The organism is Qipengyuania sp. (assembly GCF_043423005.1).
Taxonomy (GTDB): domain Bacteria; phylum Pseudomonadota; class Alphaproteobacteria; order Sphingomonadales; family Sphingomonadaceae; genus Qipengyuania.
Genome location: NZ_JBHWMI010000018.1, coordinates 1 through 16,767, shown reverse-complemented (window position 1 = coordinate 16,767; position 16,767 = coordinate 1). Strand labels below are relative to the sequence as shown.

The window sequence follows — 16,767 nt, the reverse complement described above, 5'->3', positions numbered from 1 at the left end:
TGTCGGGTGCGCCATTCTCCCTAACCCTCGGCGATCGGCCTTTTGGCATGCTTCGGCTTGCGCCGGGCTTGCCACGCAGGGCTTGTCCACGCAAAGCGCAGGGCGAAACGAGAGGATACGCTGCATGATCCACCGCCTGCTTCCCGCCCTGTTGCTCGCCGGCTGCGCCGCGCAGATGGAGAACGCGCCCCTCCCGCCCGCGGGCGAGGCCCCGGCGATGCCTTCGTCGACGGCGGCAGAGGATGCGCGGTTGCTGGCGTTTCTCGATGCGGCATTCGATGCGCAGGTCGCTCTCAGCCCCGAGACGCTGACCAGCCTCGGCAGCAAGGCAGGGTACGACCGGCTCGACGATTATACGCTCGAAGCAGAGGCGAAAGGGCTGGCCCTTGCCGAACGGCAGCTGGCAGAGATGCGCGCCGGGTTCGATCCCGCCCTGCTCGGCCCGACGGCACGGATGAGCTACACCCTGTTCGAGCGCGAGGTCGAACGCAGCCGCGAAGGCGACCGGTTCCGGGTCTACGGATTTCCGGTGTCGACCAACGGTACGCCGGCGGGAAGCATTCCGGTGTTCCTGATCAATCAGCACAAGGTCGCCAGCGTCGCCGATGCCGAGGCCTATATCGCCCGCTTGCGCGATAGCGAACGGGTGATGCGCGAAACCGTCGCGGTGATGCAGCAGCAGGCGGCGCAGGGGATCGTCCCGCCCGAAATGGTCTTCGCTCCGGCCACCGCCGATGCTGCCGCGATCCTCGAAGGCGCGCCCTTTGCAAGCGGTGAGGACAATCCGCTGTGGGCCGACTTCCAGGCCAAGGTCGCCGCGCTGACCATCCCCGAAGCCGAGAAGACCCGGCTCCTGGGCGAAGGGCGCGCCGCGCTGACCGGTCCGTTCCGGCAGGGCATCGAAACCCTGCTGCGCGGCATCCGCACGCTCGAACCCATGGCCAAGGGGAACAACGGCGCCTGGAGCCTGCCCGATGGCGCGTCCTACTACGCCTATCGTCTCAAGGCTTCGACGACCACCGACCTCAGCGCAGACCAGATCCATGCCATCGGCCTTGAACAGGTCGCGGCGATCCGGGCCGAGATGGAAGCGGTCAAGCGGGCGATCGGTTTTGCCGGGTCGCTCGAGGAGTTCTTCACCGCGCTGCGCACCGATCAGGCGTTCAAATACCCCGATACCGCCGCGGGCCGCGAGCAATATCTCGGCGAAGCGCGCGCGATCATCGCGGATGTCATGGCCAAGGCCCCGCACTATTTCGAACGGCTTCCCAAGGCCGCACTGGAAGTTCGCGCAGTAGAGCCGTTTCGCGAAGATACCGCGGCGGTCGCCTTCTACAACCGGCCCGCGCCCGATGGCTCACGGCCGGGCATCTTCTACGTCAACCTTGCCGACATGACGCAGGTGAACCGGGTCCAGACCGCAGGCATCGCCGTGCATGAAGGGGCGCCCGGGCACCATTTCCAGATCGCGCGGGCGCAGGAACTGGAAGGTCTGCCGCGCTTCCGGCGGTTCGGCGGCTATGGCGCCTACGTCGAGGGGTGGGCGCTCTATTCGGAGCGGCTGGCGGACGAGATGGGGGTCTATACGACGCCCGAGCAGCGTTTTGGGATGCTGTCGCTCCAGATGTGGCGCGCGATCCGGCTGGTGCTCGATACCGGCATCCATTCCAAGCGCTGGTCACGCGAGCGGGCGATCGACTATTTCCGCGCCAATTCGCCCAACTCCGAACGCGATATCCGCAAGGAAGTCGATCGCTACATCAACAACCCCGGGCAGGCGACCAGCTACATGATCGGCCAGCTTAAAATCGCCGAACTGCGCCAGAAAGCGGAGCGCGAACTTGGCGAGCGGTTCGATATCCGCGCCTTCCACGAGGCGGTGCTGGGCCAGGGCGCGCTCCCGCTGGATGCGCTGGAAGAACAGGTCGAGGCGCATATCGCCGCGCGCCGCGCCGGCTAGATTTCGGGAGCCTCCGCCCCGCTGCCGGCGTCCGTGTCATCCTGTCCGGCGCCGGCGGCAAGGGCCGCACTCACCATTTCGCGGACATCGACCCGGGCCTTGAGCCGGGCGGCAAGCAGCGCGGTACCGCTGATCTTGCGCTGGGCGAACAGCAGGTCGGTCGGCGGGATATGCCAGGTCGAGCGGTCGGCGGCGATCTCCATCGCATCGTCGCGCAGCAGTTCGACAAAGCCGCGATCCCCGAAATCGAACGGGCCGGGCCGGTCCAGTTCGGGCAGGATGACATCGATCATCGCGTCGATCCGCGGGCGATGACGGTTGGCGGCCGCCTCGCCCAGCACGCCCGCCGCCAGGGCCGCCGCGCGTACTTGTTCGCGGTCGCCCGATAGCCCTGCGGCAACCAGCCTGCGATAGGCGCGTGCGGTTTCCGGGGCGACCGGGCGCACCGCACCGAAGTCGAGCAGCACCAGCCGCCGGCTGTCGGGCTGGTAGCGATAATTGGCGAAGTTGGGGTCGGTCTGCATGAGGCCGAAATCGAACAGTTCGCGCAGGACCAATGCGAACACGCTGCGCATCGCAGCGTCGCGCTCGTTCTGCGGCGCATTCTCCAGCGTCTCGATCGGGCGCCCGGGAACATAGCTCATCGCCAGTACCCGGTCGGTGGTCAGCTCCGGGTCGAGGACCGGGACCACCACGCCGGGCACATCCGCGAGCAGCGCGCCGAAGCGCGTCATCTGCTCGCCTTCGCGGACATAATCCGCCTCCACGGCCAGCTGGCGCTTCGCTTCGGCCAGCAGCGGCGCGATGTCGAGCTCGCGCGGCAGGAGACCCGATACCCGCAGCAGCGTCGCGACATTGTCGACATCGGCATCGATGCTTTCGCGCACACCGGGATACTGGACCTTGATGGCCAGTTCGCGCCCGTCGCGGGTAAGCGCGCGATGCACCTGTCCGATCGAGGCGGCGGCGATCGGCCGCGGCTCGAACCGCCTGAACCGGGTGCGCCAGTCCCGCCCCCATTGCGCGGCGAGCACCTGCTGCAACTGGGCTGGCGGCATATGCTGCGCCTGATCGCGCAGCCGTGCCATGATCGCCGTCAGTTCGGGCGGGAGGACATCGCCTGCGTCCATCGAGATCATCTGGCCCAGCTTCATCGCCGCCCCGCGAAGGTGCGCGAGCCGGTCGGCCACCTTGCCGATATTCGCAGGGGTCAGCAGCATGTCGCGCATTCGCGGCCGTTCGCCATCGGCGATGCGCCGTGCGCCTTCGGCCAGCATCCCTCCGGCCACCCCGCCCGCCAGACGCCCGAATTCTCCCAGTCGCGACAGCCTGCCGCGAGGAACCTTGCGCCCTGGGTCGGCAAAACCGTCGTCGTTCATCGATGCGCCCAGGTCACGATGGGGCGGGGCGCGGGCGGCACAGGCGAGGGGTACGTCATTCCCGCCATATGGGGCGCAGCGCGCGAATGTCACTTTGCGAGGTGCGCCCTATCGAGCCCAAGCCTGCCTTGAAGCGTGAGCCCGTCAATCGGCGATATCGACCCAGACAGGGGTATGATCGCTCGCCTTTTCGCGGCCGCGATAGGCCTTGTCGATGCCCGCCCCGGTCATCCGGTCGGCAAGTTCGGGCGACAGCAGGAGGTGATCGATCCGGAACCCGTGATCGCGCTGCCAAGCGCCGGCCTGATAATCCCAGAAGGTCCACCTGCCGCCGCCGGGATAGAGAGTGTCGATGGCATCGGTCCAGCCATCGCCGATCATGCGGGCATAGGCATCGCGCGAAGCGGGCTGCATCAAGGCATCGTCGGCCATGGCGCGCGGCGACCAGACGTCGTGATCGTGAGGGATGACATTGTAGTCGCCCACCAGCGCCACCGGGATTTCCGCTTCCCACAACTGGCGCGCATGGCGGCGCAGCCGTTCCATCCAGGCAAGCTTGTAGTCGAACTTAGGCCCCGGCTGCGGATTGCCGTTGGGAAGATAGATCGAGGCGATGCGCACCCCGTTGACCTCGGCCTCGAGATAGCGCGCCTGCTCGTCGGTCTCGTCACCCGGCAAGCCGCGCTGGATCTCGATCGGCTTTACTCCGTCGGCGAGGATGGCGACGCCGTTGAAGCCCTTCTGCCCGTGCCAGATTGCCTGATAGCCGATCGCCTCGAACTCGTCCGCCGGGAAACCTTCGTCCATCGTCTTGATCTCCTGCAAGCAGGCGACGGTGGGGCGGGTTTCCTCGAGCCATTCCTTCAGCCGCGGCAGGCGGGCCTTGATCCCGTTGATGTTGTAGGTGGCGATGCGCATGGCCCGCCTGATGCCCGAAAGCGGCGGGGGCGTAAAACCTAAATCCCGAAACTCGACCCGCAGCCGCAGCCCGCCGCGGCATTGGGATTGCTGACCCGGAATGCCGCCCCGCCAAGCGATTCGACGAAATCGACCTCGGCCCCGGCGACAAGGTCGAGGCTGACCGGGTCGACCAGCAGGGTCACTCCATCGGTGCGGGTCTCGCGGTCGTCATCCTGGCGGCTTTCGGCAAGGGCGAACCTGTACTGGAAGCCCGAACAGCCCCCGCCTTCCACCGAGAGGCGCAGCATGGCAGGCTTGCCCTGCCGCGCGGCGATGGCGGTAACCCGCCGGGCGGCGGCGGGCGTGAGGACGGGGAGCGCATCGGTCATCCGCGTCAATCTAGGAGCACTGGCGCCGCGCCTCAAGCGGTCGAGATGTAATCGCGCAAGGCGCGCGCCTCGTGCTCGACCTCGTCGAAGCGCGATTTGACGAGGTCCCCGATCGAGATGAAGCCGCACATCCGCTCGCCTTCCATCACCGGCAGGTGGCGCACCCGGCGCTTGGTCATCAGGGCCAGCGCCTGGTCGACCGTGGTTTCCCGCTCGACCGTAATCGCCGGCGAAGTCATCACCTCGGTCACCGGGCGGGCAAGGCTGGCATCGCCTTCGGCAGCAAGGCAGTAGATGACGTCGCGTTCGGACAGGATGCCCAGCACCTCGCCCCGCTCCATCACCGGCAATGCGCCGATCCGCTTTTCGGCGAGCAGGCGCACGGCATCCCCGAGCCGACTATCGCAATCGATGCTGACGATATCGCTCGATGCCCGCTGGTCGATGATCTGGGCGATGCGCATGTCAACTGCCTCCTCTTGCCGGATGCCTGGCCGATGAGGCGAAGGATGCCGCATTTCCGGCGAAAAGGCGAATCCGTCCTTCGGCCGAGTTGAAAAGCACCCGCGAACGCGCCAGATGCAACGTATGGCGCGCAAATCGATGCTCGACGATCCGCAAGGCGCAGCCTTTGCCTGGGCGCGTTATCGGCGGATCATGAAAGGGATGCTGGCGCTGACCATCGTCGCTGTCGGCATTGCGATGGTGGCGATCTATCTCGGCGAAGAGCCGGTTTCGATCCATTTCTACATCGCCACCGCGCTCGGCATCGGGTTCACCATGCTGATGGCGGGCGCCCTGATGGGGCTGGTCTTCCTGTCGTCGGGTACCGGCCACGACGATTCGGTGGGCAGCGACTTTCCGGACGATCGCTAGGCGGCGTCGGGCGCGGCGAGGCGATATTCCTCCACCGGGACCCCGCCGATGAGGTGGCGCTGGATGATCTCTTCCAGCACGTCCGGATGGCACGAATGGTACCACACGTTATCCGGCCAGACGACCGCGATCGGCCCGGCATGACAGACCTGCAGGCAATCCGCCTTGGTCCGCTGCACCGTTCCGCCGCGGCCCGTCAGCCCCAGTTCCTTGCAGCGCTTCTTGAGATAGGACCAGGCGGCCTTGCCCTCGTCACGCGAGCAGCACTTCTGCTTCTCGCTGATCGAGCACAGGAAAATCTGCCGATCGATCGTATCGCCGCCGATCTTGACGAAGGCGGCGGCCGCCTTGGCGATCTCCTTGTCCGTCTTACTCATCGCCGGGCTTCAGCCAGCGGTCGAGCCACGCGAAGACCGTGTCGTGCCACTGCACCGAATTGGCCGGTTGCAGCACCCAGTGGTTTTCGTCCGGGAAGACCAGCAATTGTGACGGAATGCCCTTCTCCTTGAGGGCGGTGAAGGCCGCCAGGCCCTGGGTGTAGGGCACGCGGAAGTCCCGTTCGCCGATCGTCACCAGCATCGGCGTACGCCATTCAGACAGGTGATTGATCGGGTTCCATTTTTCATAAAGCGCCGGCTGATCGGCATAGCCGCCACCGAAATCCCAGCGCGGGAACCACAATTCCTCGGTGCTGTAGTAGAAGGCCCGCATGTCGAAGAGGCCGTTGTGCTGGACCAGGCAATCGAACCGGTCGGGCCATTGTCCCTCGATCCAGTTCATCATGTAACCGCCGTAGCTCGCCCCCATCGCACAGGCACGGGTGCCGTCGATCTGGCGATCCCGTTCGAGCGCCGCGGCAAGGCCGAGCTTGAGATCCTCGAGCGGCTTGCCGCCCCAATCGCGATTGATGGCATCGGTGAAGGCCTGCCCGTAGCCGGTGCTCCCGTGGAAATCGACCGAGACGACCGCATAGCCCTGGCTGGCGACGACGCGGGGATTCCAGCGGCTCGACCAGGCATCGTTGAACGAGCCCTGCGGACCGCCGTGGACATAAAGAATGACCGGCAGCCGCCCGCCGACATCGGCAGGCTTGGTGATCTGGCCCCAGACCGTGGCGCCGTTCGCGCCCTTGAAGCTGAACCGTTCGACCGAGACGGGGGCTAGTGCGCCGATTTGCCGGGTCGCCACCATGGTCAACGGCTTGGCCTGCCCCCAGCCGTTAGCGATGAACAGTTCGGCCGGCGCGCCGATCGAATCGCGGCTGAACAGCAGACGCTGACCATGCAGGGGCACGACATTGGCGATATGCGCCTCGTCCCCGGCCATCAGGTCGAGCCGGTCGACCGTGCCGCTGCGTGGATCGATGCGGAACGCCGGGGTATCGAGCACATCCTGCGCGGTCGCCACCAGCCAGCGCGAATCGGGCGTCCATGCGAGGCTTGAGAAGCTGCGATCGAACCCTTCGGTCAACGCGCTCGTCACCCCGGTCTTCAGATCGCGCAGCATGATAACCTGGCGATCCGCCTCGTATCCCGGCCGCGCCATTGCCAGATAGGCAAGATACTGCCCATCGGGCGAGGGGGTGGGCATCGTGTCGAGCGCTTCGTTCGCATCGGTAAGATTGATCGGCGCCCCGCCGCGCAGGGGCTCGGCGCGCCAGATGTCGATATTGACCGAATAGGGTTCCTGACCGTCGGCCTGCCGGGCAGCGAAGTAGAGCGCGCTGCCATCCGGCGCCCAGGCGATGTCCTCGCCCCCGCCGTAGGGCATGGTCGGCGTATCTCCGGCCGGCCCGCCCGCGCCGATCGGCCCGTCGACGGGCACGGGGGTGCCGCTCGCCCGCCCTTGCGCCAGCGGCACGACGAACACCCGGTTGAGCGTGCCGGGGGTTTCCCAGGCGTCCCAGTGCCGCACGAGGCCCTCGTTACCCTGATACAGCCGCCCGTTGCCCGGACCGGGCGCATAGGGTCTGACGCTGTCGTCGCAGCCGAAATCGGTGCAGGTTCGCGGCAGGGCGGCCCAGATCGCCAGTGCCTTGCCATTCGGGGACACCGAGAAACCGTCGATCGCGCGCGGCAGGCGGGTGACCTGCGCCGCCGTGCCCGGTGTCCCGTCCGCGCCTACCGGCAGGCGCCAGACCTGCGCCCGGTCCTCGGCGTCGGCTGCAAGGTAGTAGATTGCCCCGTCCGGGCCGAACACCGCACTCGACCCGTCGATCGGCAAGGCCATCGGGGCCGCGCCGGGCCGGTCGAGCCTGTGCAGGTAGAAGCGCGTCGTCCGCTTGAACGTCTGGTCCGCGGTGGTGGTGACCGGGTAGAGCGCCCACGCCCCGTCGCGCGAGACGCTTGGCGCGCCAAGGCGGGGCATGGTGACGAGATCGGTCGCGGTCATCGCGCGCTGGCCGCCGGTGGCTGCATCGTCGGCCGGGGTTTGCGCGTGAAGCGGGACGGCAAAAAGCGCCGCGACGCTGACGAACGGGCTCATGGCCCTCAAGGACATCCTCATGCCGGGCGATGTAACGCGCCCCGACCGGCGAGGTAAGGGGAAAAGCGCCTAGCCGCGCTTGCCAGCGATGCGCGCGATTTCGGCTTTCACCAGCTGTTCGACCATGGCCGGCAGATTGTCGTCCAGCCAGCGGGCCAGCATCGGCCGGAGCATTTCGCGCACCAGCCCCTCGAGCGAGGTTTCTCCCTGCCGGACGATCTGCGGCGCACGGCCCGGCTGCGAAAGCGTGGCCAGCGCGGCAAAGTTCTCGCGCATGGCGGCTTCGGCCTCGCCCCGCATCAGCGCATCGATCTCGTCCAGCGCCTGCCGGCGGGCAGTCTCGGCATGGGCCTCGTCCTCGGACAGGATCAGCTCCTCGCCATAGGAGCCGAGTTCGAGCACTTCCTCGGCCTCTTCGCCATCGGCAGGTTCGGGCGCATCGGCGGCGCGGCGGCGGCCTGCGATCAGCTCCTCGCGCTCCTGATTGTCGCGCGCGATCACCTTCTTGATCGAATCGAGGATTTCCTCGACCGACGGTTCGCCTGGCAGGGGCATGGGCAGTCCCTCTCGCTTCACTCGTCCGCCAGCGGTTCGACCGGGAGCGGAAGATCGTCACTTAAGGGAATGTCGGCGGTTTGCGCGGGCACGTCAACCGTACGGGTCGCGGTGGTGGTGGGGTCGGGATCGCGGGCCCAGTCCCACCAGCTGTTCTCGACCCGCTCGTAATTGATCACCGGGTCGTACAGCTGACCCTCGTCGACGAAGCCGAGGTCGCGGGCCTCGGCGCGGCCCATCGCAGCGAGCAGCGAAAAGCCGGCGACGTAGGCATTGCGCCGGGCAGTCACCAGATTGACCCGGGCGTTGAGCAATTCCTGCTCGGCATTGAGCACTTCGAGGATCGTCCGGTTGCCGATCGAATTTTCCGCCCGCACGCCCTCGAGGCTGAGAGCGGCGGCATCGACCGCGGTCTGGGTCGATTCGATGATCGCGAGCGAGGCGCGGTAGCTCGACCAGGCAGCACGGACCTGTGCGATCACATCGCGTTCGGTCGCGACGACGGTCTCGAGCGCGGCGGAGGCGAAGGCCTGCGCCTGGCGTTGCAACGCCGCCGGCCGCCCGCCCTGGAACAGGGGCACGCTCAATTGCACCCCGGCCTGTGCCGCCCCGTTGCGCTGGGGGCTGAGGATGACGACGTCGGGATTATCCGGATCGACCGAATCGGGCAGGCTGCCGAGGTAGTTGTTGTAGCTGTACCCGGTGAAGGCCGACACCCGCGGCAGGCGTGATGCGCCCGCCACGCGAATGTCGTAACCGGCCGCCCGCGCGCGTTCGCGATCGGCGATGATGTCGGGATTGTTGTCGAGCGCGATGTCGACCGCGTTTTCGACGTCGCTCGGCAGCCCCGGCAGGGGCGGGGGCGGCGCAAGATCGACCGGCGCCTGCCCGACGAGCGCGATATAGTCCTCGCGCGCGGCAATGAGATTGGCTTCGGCCGAGCGCAGGTCGCCTTCCGCCAGCGCCAGCCGGGCCTGCGACTGGGCCACGTCGGTGCGGGTGAGGTCGCCGATCTCGAACCGGTCGCTGGTGGCGCGCACGTTGACCGAGAGCACATCGACCTGGTTTCTCGCCAGCGAAACCAGCGCCTGCCCCCGCAGCACGTCCATGTACGCGGCGACCACCTGGGTGAAGATCGCGCTTTCGGTGCCGCGCAGATCGGCCTGCCCTGCCCCTACCCGCGTGCGTGCCGCGCGCACCGCGTTCTTCACCGCCCCGCCCTGATAAAGCGGAACGCCAAGATCGAGACCGGCGCTCACCGCCCGGTCGGGGCCGAAGCTGCCGGCCTGCTGATCGAGAAATTCGGTATAGCTTCCGGTGACGCCGGCATTGGGCCGCCCGGCAGCCCGCTCGATCGGGACGGTTTCGTCGACCGCACGCTGCTGCGCCCGAGCGGCAAGCAAATTGGGATTGTTGCGGTAGGCCTCGCTCAGAGCCTCCTGCAGGGTATCGGCCCGCGCCGCCGAAGCGCCGAGCCCGAAGGCGAGCGCCAGTGCGCTTGCGGCAACCCGCGTCCGCCTCGTGCGCGGGAACATCAGAACGTCCAGCCAGCCGGCTTGTCGAAGGCGCCGAGCCGCGGAATGCCCATTTCGGCCAGCGCCACGAGGCCCAGGGTGGCACCCGCCCGCCGACCGGTGGCAAGCCGGGTCACCCCGCGCTCGACCAGGCCGGTCACCAGCCGGCCGTCCCCATCGAGGAGGTCGCCAAGCGATTCGGGCACGTGTTCGACCGCGCCGTCGATCAGGATCAGCGAATAGCCTCCCTGCGCCTGTCCATCGGCCCCCTGTTCCGGAGTGACGACATCGAGCGCGGCGACCAGCGGCCGGATCAGTTCGGGCAGGTATCCGCTGCCGGCATCGATCACCAGCACGCGGTCGGCGGCGGTCGGCTGCGCTTCGGCGAGCATCGCACCGTGGAACACCGGAGCGGCGAGGAAGCCGCCGTCGGCCAGGCGGATCGCCCGGTCCATATAGGCCGTCGCGCGCGCGGTCGGGGGCACGAAATCCTCGCGCGGGACGGCTCCCATGCGTTCCAGAACGAAGCCCTCGTTGACGCCGCTGGTGCGCAACTGGCTGTCGATCATCGCTTTGCGCGCGGCGACAAAATCGGTCTGCCCGAGGTCGGGCCGGGTATGGTCGAGCTGGGTTATCATGTCCGAGGCTGTGTTATATGAATAATACGGTTTGGCAAGAGGCCTTGCCTTAGGCGCAAGCCCGATTGCTTCCAAGCGCTTTGACCTATGTGCGCCAAGCCTTCTATCGAGGATCGCAAATCTGCAATTCGAGGATTCCCGACGATGGACGACATGACCCTCATCAAGGAAGACGATCTGATCGAGAGCGTCGCCGACGCGCTCCAGTACATCTCCTATTATCACCCGATGGACTACATCCGCGCGCTGGGCGCGGCCTACGAGGCGGAGCAGGGGCCGGCCGCCAAGGACGCCATCGCCCAGATCCTCACCAACAGCCGGATGTGTGCCGAGGGGCATCGGCCGATCTGCCAGGATACCGGCATCGTCAATGTCTTCGTCAGCTGGGGGATGGACTGCCGGCTGGACAGCCGCCGCAGCCTTCAGGAGGTGGTCGACGAAGGAGTCCGGCGAGCCTACAACAATCCCGACAACAAGCTGCGTGCCTCGATCCTCGCCGATCCCGCCTTCACCCGCCGCAATACCCGCGACAATACCCCGTGCGTGCTGGCGGTGGACATGGTGCCGGGGAATACCGTCTCGATCGACGTCGCGGCCAAGGGCGGCGGCAGCGAGAACAAGAGCAAGTTCAAGATGATGAACCCCAGCGACAATATCGTCGACTGGGTGCTCGAGCAGATCCCGTCGATGGGCGCCGGCTGGTGCCCTCCGGGGATGCTCGGCATCGGCATCGGCGGGACGGCCGAACATTGCATGAAGCTGGCCAAGCTCAGCCTGATGCAGCCGATCGACATGGGCCAGCTCAAGCAGCGCGGTGCGCAAAGCGATCTGGAACAGTTGCGGATTGACATCTACGACGCCGTCAATGCCACCGGGGTGGGCGCTCAGGGACTGGGCGGGCTGTCGACCGTGCTCGATGTCAAGATTCTCGATGCGCCATGCCACGCGGCGGGCAAGCCGGTGGCGATGATCCCCAATTGCGCCGCCACGCGCCATGCGCACTTCACCCTCGATGGCAGCGGGCCCGCCTATCTCGAGCCGCCCCGCATCGAGGAATATCCTCGGGTCACCTGGCGTCCCGACGCCGCTGCGAAACGCGTCGATCTCGATCACCTCACGCCCGAGGAAGTCGCCAGCTGGAAGCATGGGGACCGCCTGCTGCTCTCGGGCAAGATGCTGACCGGGCGGGACGCAGCCCACAAGCGCATCGCCGACATGATCGAGCGGGGCGAGGCGCTGCCGGTCGATTTCCGCGGCCGCGCGATCTATTATGTCGGCCCGGTCGACCCGGTGATGGGCGAAGTGGTCGGCCCCGCCGGCCCGACCACTGCCACGCGGATGGACAAGTTCACCGAAACGATGCTCGATCTTGGCCTGCTGGCCATGATCGGCAAGGCCGAACGCGGCCAGGACGCGGTCGAGGTGATCAGCCGGTTCAAGGTCGCCTATCTCATGGCGACCGGGGGGGCGGCCTATCTCGTCAGCCGGGCGATCAAGGGTGCCCGGGTGATCGCGTTCGAGGACCTCGGCATGGAGGCGATCTACGAATTCGAGGTCGAGGACATGCCCGTGACCGTGGCGGTCGATGCTTTTGGCAACAACGTCCACAAGCTTGCCCCGGCGGAGTGGAGCCGGCGGATCGCCGTGGGGGAGTTCGAGCCGCTCTGACGACCCGCACGGTCTTCGACCAACGTCCCGGCGTGCTCGACGACAGGGCTGGCGCGGACGGGGCGGACGCGCCACACGGCGGGGCCATGCCGCGCGCCCGCCCGCCCGAAACCGACCATCGAAGCCCGGCGGCGCGGGTCCCCTTCCGCACCGTGCTGGCATCGATGGGCGGCCTGTGGCTGGCCTATTTCCTCCTCGTGACCCTGCGTGGCAGCCTCGTAGGTCTTGAACTGCAGGGCGAGCTCCTGTGGCGCCGCGTCCTGGTGACGCTGGGCGGGGTCGCCGTCACCTGGGTGCTGTGGCGCGTGATCCGCCTGTTCGAACGGCGCGCGATGTGGTTGCAGATTGTCGTCGCCTTCATCGCCGCGCTGCCTGCGGCCGCGGCGATCGCCCAGCTCAACGAAATGGTCTTCGCCCCGATCGAGGATGCGGTCACCCGCGAGATCGGTGTGCGCCAGGGGGTCAGCATCCGCCGGGACGAAGCCGGCAACCTGCTGGTCGACGTACCCGGACCGGCGATGCCCGCCGCACAAGACCCGGCGGCGCCCACCACCATCGTGCTGGCCAAGGCCCCCACCGGGATCGACCGCTGGCGCCAGTTCACCGATGTTGCACTCGGGCGTTACTTCCTGCTGATCGCCTGGGCGGCGCTGTATCTCGCGCTGGTCGCGGCACAGCGGGCGCGCCTGGCCGAGCGTGAGGGACAGCGGCTGCGCAGCGCCGCCAAGGCTGCCGAACTGCGCAGCCTGCGCTATCAGGTCAACCCGCACTTCCTGTTCAATACCCTCAACTCGCTGTCCGCACTCGTCATGACGGGCAAGGAGGAACGCGCCGAACAGATGATCCATTCGCTCTCGCGCTTCTATCGCCATTCGCTGGCCGAAGACCCCACCGGCGACGTCCTGCTCGAGGAGGAACTCGAACTTCAGGCGCTGTATCTCGAAATCGAATCGGTGCGCTTTCCCGACCGGCTGCGCGTGACGATCGATTGCCCGCCCGAGCTGGCCCGGTGCCGCGTGCCGGGCATGATCCTCCAGCCACTGGTCGAAAATTCGGTCAAATACGGGGTCTCGACATCGAGCCGTCCGGTGACGATCACCATCCGGGCACGCGCAGCCGACGGGCAGTTGCTGGTAACCGTGGCCGACGATGGCCCGGGCACGGCGCCGGGCGCGGGTGCCGGTTTCGGCATCGGCATCGGCAATGTGCGCGACCGGCTGCGGGCCCGGTTCGGGGCAGAAACCTCGGTCGTTTCCGGACCCACGGCCACCGGTTACGAAACCCGGCTCGCCCTTCCGCTGGTGCGGCATGGCTGATCCGGCGCCTGCCCTGCGCACGCTGATCGTCGATGACGAACCTCTGGCGATCGAGCGGATGGAGGTAATTTGCCGCCGCCTGCCCCAGCTCGAACTCGTCGGCGCAGCCAGCAACGGGGCCGAAGCGCTGGCTCTTGCAGCGCGCCTCCAGCCCGATCTGTTGCTGCTGGACATGACGATGCCCGAAGGCGATGGTCTGAGCGTCGCCCGCACGCTGGCCGAGCGGCCCCGCCCGCCCGCGATCGTCTTCGTCACCGCGCATGATCACTATGCGGTCGAGGCGTTCGATCTCGACGCGGTCGACTATGTGCTGAAGCCGGTTGAGGCCGAACGGCTGGAACGCGCGGTCGAACGGGCGTTTTCGCGCACGCGGCGTCAGGCCGAACCCAGCAGCCCGTGGCTGGAGGAACTGTGGATCCCCCATCGCAGCGAACTGGTCCGCATTGCGGCTGACGAGGTCGGCCGAATCGATGCCGAGCGCGATTATGTCCGCCTCCATGTCGCGGGCGAGGATGGCTGGCGCTCGTTCCTGCTGCTGCAGACCATCGCCGGGCTTGAGGAACGGCTCGATCCTGCCAAATTCATTCGCATCCACCGGTCGACGATCCTGCGCAAAGACCGGATCCAGCGTTTGCGCCACGACGGGCTGGGCGTCTGGGTCGTCGAACTCGACGATGGCGAAACCCTGCGCATCGGGCGAACCTATCTTCCGCGGGTCAAGGCGATGGCCGGCCGCTGAACAGACGGCGGCCGGGCGACCGGGAGAAGCGATCAGGGGAACCGCGGCGCGCGGCACCGGTTTTGCGGGGCATGGGGATCGCACGCATCTGGTTGCTGGCCAACGCACGCAGCGGCAGCAATTCGGCCGATGCGCTCAATCTCGTGATCGCCGCCTTCAGGGACGCCGGGATCGAAATTGCGCGGACCATCTGCGTCCCCGACGACCCTTTGCCGACTGCGGATCAGCTCGATACGGCCGGGATCGGACATCTTGCGATCTTTACCGGGGACGGCACCCTCAATGCCGCTGTGACCGACCTCTATGGCTGGCAGGGGGAGATCATCGTCCTTCCCGGCGGGACGAAGAACCTTCTGTCGCTCCGCCTGCACGGCGAGGCCGAGCCCGAACTGATCATCGAACGCCTGCGCAGCGGCGCCTATCGGCCCGTACGTCCCCTGGTCGTGCGGTCGGAGGAAGGGGATGCGCTTGCCGGCTTGCTGGTGGGCCCAGGCACCGCTTGGGCCAGCGTGCGCGAGGCGCTGCGCGACCGGGCGATCAGCGGCATCGCCCAAGGCGCCAGCGAAGCGGTAGCGGAATCGACCGGCGGCGCGATGGTGCATCTGCGGGCGCCCTTGCGTGGACGCGACGAAGGCTATCCGCTAATCGAGCTGACCCCCAGCCACCGCGGGATCATCGCCGATGGGTTCCATGCCGATCGGCCGTCCGAGCTCTTGAAGCAGGGACTTGCCCTGCTGAAGATGCAGTTTCGCGACGGGCCGCACACCCGGCTCGGCCTGTTCGACGAATTACGGATCGAAAGCGGAGATGCCCAACCCATCAAGGCCCTGATCGATGGCGAACAGGTCACGCTTCCGTGCCGTGCGAAGTTCGCGGTGGCACCTTGCGAAGTCGATCTGCTAGCGACCGATCATGGCTTCTGACAACCGGCTGATCTTTCACCTTTCCGATATCCATTTCGGGCTCGAGCACACCGCCGCCCTCGAATGGGTGAGGGAGGAAATCGCGCGCCGCGCTCCCGATGCGGTGGCGATTACCGGCGATCTGACGATGCGCGCCCGGCATCGCGAATTTGCCGCTGCAAAGCACTGGATCAACACCCTGGCCGCCCCGGTCACGGTCGAGGTGGGCAATCATGACATGCCCTATTTTAATCCGCTTGAACGCTTCATCGCGCCTTATCGCCGGTTTCGCGGGGTCGAGAACAAGGTCGAACGCGAACTGGATCTCGGCTCGCTGGCGATCGTGCCGCTGAAGACCGCGGTGCGCGCGCAGCCGCGGCTGAACTGGTCCAAGGGCTGGATTACCGGCGCTGCACTGGACAAGTGCCTGCGCGCGATCGACGCCCTGCCTGCGGGCACGAGGGTGCTGGTCGCCGCCCATCATCCGCTGCGCGAGGTGGGTACGAAAGGCACGGCACTGACCCGCAATGGCGAGAAGGCTTTGTGCGAACTGGCCCGGCGCCCGGTGGTGGGGGTTCTGTCGGGGCATGTTCACGATGCCTTCGACATTCTCGAGGAGACGAGCGCCGGGCCGGTCCGGATGATCGGCGCCGGCACATTGTCGCAGCGCACCCGATCGACCCCGCCGAGCTTCAACGAAATCGCCTGGCGTGATGGCAGGCTAGAGGTCACGGTCCGCAATCTGGAAGAGATCAGGACCTGCGACATGCAGATTGACGACGTTCCCGAAAACGCCCTGCCCCCGCGCGAACCGGACGAGCCGGTCGCGCCGGTCAATCGCGTGCCGCCGGTCGATCCTCCGGTGCATTGAGCGACGGTGGCGGATCTTACCGACGGCCTCGCTTTCTCTGGCCCCGAACGGAAAAGGGCGGCCTGCCGAAACAGACCGCCCTTCCTGGTGATCGGGTGAACCGAAAGCCTTAGCGCTTCGAGAACTGGAAGCTGCGACGGGCCTTGGCCCGACCGTACTTTTTGCGCTCGACCACGCGCGGGTCGCGGGTGAGGAAGCCGGCGGCCTTGACCGTGCTGCGCAGCGCCGGCTCATACTTCGACAGCGCCTGCGAGATGCCATGCTTGACCGCGCCGGCCTGACCCGACAGGCCACCGCCCTTGACGGTGCAGACGACGTCATACTGGCCGTCACGCTCGGCAACGCCGAACGGCTGGTTGATGACGAGGCGCAGCGTCGGGCGGGCGAAGTAGACTTCCTGCTCGCGGCCGTTGACCACGATCTTGCCGCTGCCGGGCTTGAGCCAGACGCGGGCGACCGCGTCCTTGCGGCGGCCGGTGGCGTAAGCCCGGCCGAGCTTGTCGAGCTCCTGCTCGCGCAGCGGCGCGTTGCTGACGACCGGGGTGAAGCCGCCATCGGTAGCCGGCGCGTCGGCTT

The 16,767-nt window shown here is 67.1% G+C and carries 17 protein-coding genes; 7 read left to right on the top strand and 10 right to left on the bottom strand.

The genetic code is table 11. The annotated features are described in order from the left end of the window. The first annotated feature begins 124 nt into the window (after positions 1 to 124). Entirely contained in the window at positions 125 to 1,960 is a 1,836-nt protein-coding gene (locus ACHFFA_RS03515) for a DUF885 domain-containing protein (protein ID WP_394269456.1), read from the top strand. Here ACHFFA_RS03515 and ACHFFA_RS03510 read toward each other — a convergent pair. From ACHFFA_RS03510 to ACHFFA_RS03495, 4 genes are all read right to left on the bottom strand, one after another. Next, complete coding sequence (locus tag ACHFFA_RS03510) at positions 1,957 to 3,339, bottom strand: ABC1 kinase family protein (protein ID WP_394269455.1); 1,383 nt, start codon at positions 3,337 to 3,339, stop codon at positions 1,957 to 1,959. The two genes, ACHFFA_RS03515 and ACHFFA_RS03510, sit on opposite strands and share 4 nt — an antisense overlap. Before the next feature lie 144 nt (positions 3,340 to 3,483). Continuing rightward, positions 3,484 to 4,257, bottom strand: coding sequence for an exodeoxyribonuclease III (gene xth, locus ACHFFA_RS03505; protein WP_394269454.1), 774 nt, complete (start codon positions 4,255 to 4,257; stop codon positions 3,484 to 3,486). Between the two features lie 38 nt (positions 4,258 to 4,295). Then, entirely contained in the window at positions 4,296 to 4,628 is a 333-nt protein-coding gene (gene erpA, locus ACHFFA_RS03500; RefSeq protein ID WP_394269453.1) for an iron-sulfur cluster insertion protein ErpA, read from the bottom strand. 32 nt (positions 4,629 to 4,660) lie between these two features. After that, positions 4,661 to 5,092 (bottom strand): CBS domain-containing protein, encoded by a 432-nt coding sequence (locus ACHFFA_RS03495; protein ID WP_394269452.1) that lies wholly within the window; start codon positions 5,090 to 5,092, stop codon positions 4,661 to 4,663. Positions 5,093 to 5,216: 124 nt separating this feature from the next. Between ACHFFA_RS03495 and ACHFFA_RS03490 the strand changes: the two genes are divergently transcribed. Continuing rightward, positions 5,217 to 5,504 (top strand): hypothetical protein, encoded by a 288-nt coding sequence (locus ACHFFA_RS03490; RefSeq protein ID WP_394269451.1) that lies wholly within the window; start codon positions 5,217 to 5,219, stop codon positions 5,502 to 5,504. Here ACHFFA_RS03490 and ACHFFA_RS03485 read toward each other — a convergent pair. The 5 genes from ACHFFA_RS03485 to ACHFFA_RS03465 form a co-directional block, all read right to left on the bottom strand. Next, a complete protein-coding gene (locus tag ACHFFA_RS03485; RefSeq protein ID WP_394269450.1) occupies positions 5,501 to 5,881 on the bottom strand; it encodes a ferredoxin in 381 nt (126 codons plus the stop codon). The genes ACHFFA_RS03490 and ACHFFA_RS03485 overlap by 4 nt on opposite strands. Then, on the bottom strand, positions 5,874 to 7,988 hold the full coding sequence (locus ACHFFA_RS03480) for a prolyl oligopeptidase family serine peptidase (protein ID WP_394269449.1): 2,115 nt from the start codon (positions 7,986 to 7,988) through the stop codon (positions 5,874 to 5,876). Before ACHFFA_RS03480 ends, ACHFFA_RS03485 begins: the two co-directional genes overlap by 8 nt. 69 nt (positions 7,989 to 8,057) lie before the next feature. Beyond that, positions 8,058 to 8,543 (bottom strand): DUF2497 domain-containing protein, encoded by a 486-nt coding sequence (locus ACHFFA_RS03475; RefSeq protein WP_394269448.1) that lies wholly within the window; start codon positions 8,541 to 8,543, stop codon positions 8,058 to 8,060. A gap of 17 nt (positions 8,544 to 8,560) precedes the next feature. Further along, a complete protein-coding gene (locus ACHFFA_RS03470) occupies positions 8,561 to 10,078 on the bottom strand; it encodes a TolC family outer membrane protein (RefSeq protein WP_394269447.1) in 1,518 nt (505 codons plus the stop codon). Then, on the bottom strand, positions 10,078 to 10,695 hold the full coding sequence (locus ACHFFA_RS03465; RefSeq protein ID WP_394269446.1) for a protein-L-isoaspartate O-methyltransferase: 618 nt from the start codon (positions 10,693 to 10,695) through the stop codon (positions 10,078 to 10,080). The genes ACHFFA_RS03470 and ACHFFA_RS03465 overlap by 1 nt, the downstream gene beginning before the upstream one ends. A 153-nt stretch (positions 10,696 to 10,848) precedes the next feature. Here ACHFFA_RS03465 and ACHFFA_RS03460 point away from each other — a divergent pair, with 153 nt between their 5' ends. The 5 genes from ACHFFA_RS03460 to ACHFFA_RS03440 all read left to right on the top strand — a co-directional run bounded on the left by ACHFFA_RS03460 (position 10,849) and on the right by ACHFFA_RS03440 (position 16,191). After that, entirely contained in the window at positions 10,849 to 12,363 is a 1,515-nt protein-coding gene (locus ACHFFA_RS03460) for a fumarate hydratase (RefSeq protein WP_394269457.1), read from the top strand. A gap of 32 nt (positions 12,364 to 12,395) precedes the next feature. After that, entirely contained in the window at positions 12,396 to 13,679 is a 1,284-nt protein-coding gene (locus tag ACHFFA_RS03455) for a sensor histidine kinase (RefSeq protein ID WP_394269445.1), read from the top strand. Next, positions 13,672 to 14,418, top strand: coding sequence for a LytR/AlgR family response regulator transcription factor (locus tag ACHFFA_RS03450; RefSeq protein ID WP_394269444.1), 747 nt, complete (start codon positions 13,672 to 13,674; stop codon positions 14,416 to 14,418). The genes ACHFFA_RS03455 and ACHFFA_RS03450 overlap by 8 nt, the downstream gene beginning before the upstream one ends. A 71-nt stretch (positions 14,419 to 14,489) precedes the next feature. Continuing rightward, a complete protein-coding gene (locus ACHFFA_RS03445; RefSeq protein ID WP_394269443.1) occupies positions 14,490 to 15,341 on the top strand; it encodes a diacylglycerol kinase family protein in 852 nt (283 codons plus the stop codon). Then, positions 15,331 to 16,191 (top strand): metallophosphoesterase family protein, encoded by an 861-nt coding sequence (locus ACHFFA_RS03440; protein WP_394269442.1) that lies wholly within the window; start codon positions 15,331 to 15,333, stop codon positions 16,189 to 16,191. Before ACHFFA_RS03445 ends, ACHFFA_RS03440 begins: the two co-directional genes overlap by 11 nt. 109 nt (positions 16,192 to 16,300) lie before the next feature. On the opposite strand, the gene rpsI is transcribed toward ACHFFA_RS03440, so the two are convergent. Then, on the bottom strand, positions 16,301 to 16,767 hold a 467-nt coding region (gene rpsI / locus ACHFFA_RS03435; RefSeq protein WP_394269441.1), incomplete at its 5' end, for a 30S ribosomal protein S9.

Bases quoted from the DNA above. Each gene is read 5' to 3' on its own strand.
- ACHFFA_RS03480 (WP_394269449.1), bottom strand. From the start codon at position 7,988: ATGAGCCCGTTCGTCAGCGTCGCGGCGCTTTTTGCCGTCCCGCTTCAC.
- ACHFFA_RS03450 (WP_394269444.1), top strand. From the start codon at position 13,672: ATGGCTGATCCGGCGCCTGCCCTGCGCACGCTGATCGTCGATGACGAA.
- ACHFFA_RS03460 (WP_394269457.1), top strand. From the start codon at position 10,849: ATGACCCTCATCAAGGAAGACGATCTGATCGAGAGCGTCGCCGACGCG.
- erpA (WP_394269453.1), bottom strand. From the start codon at position 4,628: ATGACCGATGCGCTCCCCGTCCTCACGCCCGCCGCCGCCCGGCGGGTT.
- ACHFFA_RS03475 (WP_394269448.1), bottom strand. From the start codon at position 8,543: ATGCCCCTGCCAGGCGAACCGTCGGTCGAGGAAATCCTCGATTCGATC.
- ACHFFA_RS03510 (WP_394269455.1), bottom strand. From the start codon at position 3,339: ATGAACGACGACGGTTTTGCCGACCCAGGGCGCAAGGTTCCTCGCGGC.
- ACHFFA_RS03485 (WP_394269450.1), bottom strand. From the start codon at position 5,881: ATGAGTAAGACGGACAAGGAGATCGCCAAGGCGGCCGCCGCCTTCGTC.
- ACHFFA_RS03445 (WP_394269443.1), top strand. From the start codon at position 14,490: ATGGGGATCGCACGCATCTGGTTGCTGGCCAACGCACGCAGCGGCAGC.
- ACHFFA_RS03440 (WP_394269442.1), top strand. From the start codon at position 15,331: ATGGCTTCTGACAACCGGCTGATCTTTCACCTTTCCGATATCCATTTC.
- ACHFFA_RS03495 (WP_394269452.1), bottom strand. From the start codon at position 5,092: ATGCGCATCGCCCAGATCATCGACCAGCGGGCATCGAGCGATATCGTC.
- ACHFFA_RS03490 (WP_394269451.1), top strand. From the start codon at position 5,217: ATGGCGCGCAAATCGATGCTCGACGATCCGCAAGGCGCAGCCTTTGCC.
- ACHFFA_RS03470 (WP_394269447.1), bottom strand. From the start codon at position 10,078: ATGTTCCCGCGCACGAGGCGGACGCGGGTTGCCGCAAGCGCACTGGCG.
- ACHFFA_RS03465 (WP_394269446.1), bottom strand. From the start codon at position 10,695: ATGATAACCCAGCTCGACCATACCCGGCCCGACCTCGGGCAGACCGAT.
- xth (WP_394269454.1), bottom strand. From the start codon at position 4,257: ATGCGCATCGCCACCTACAACATCAACGGGATCAAGGCCCGCCTGCCG.
- ACHFFA_RS03515 (WP_394269456.1), top strand. From the start codon at position 125: ATGATCCACCGCCTGCTTCCCGCCCTGTTGCTCGCCGGCTGCGCCGCG.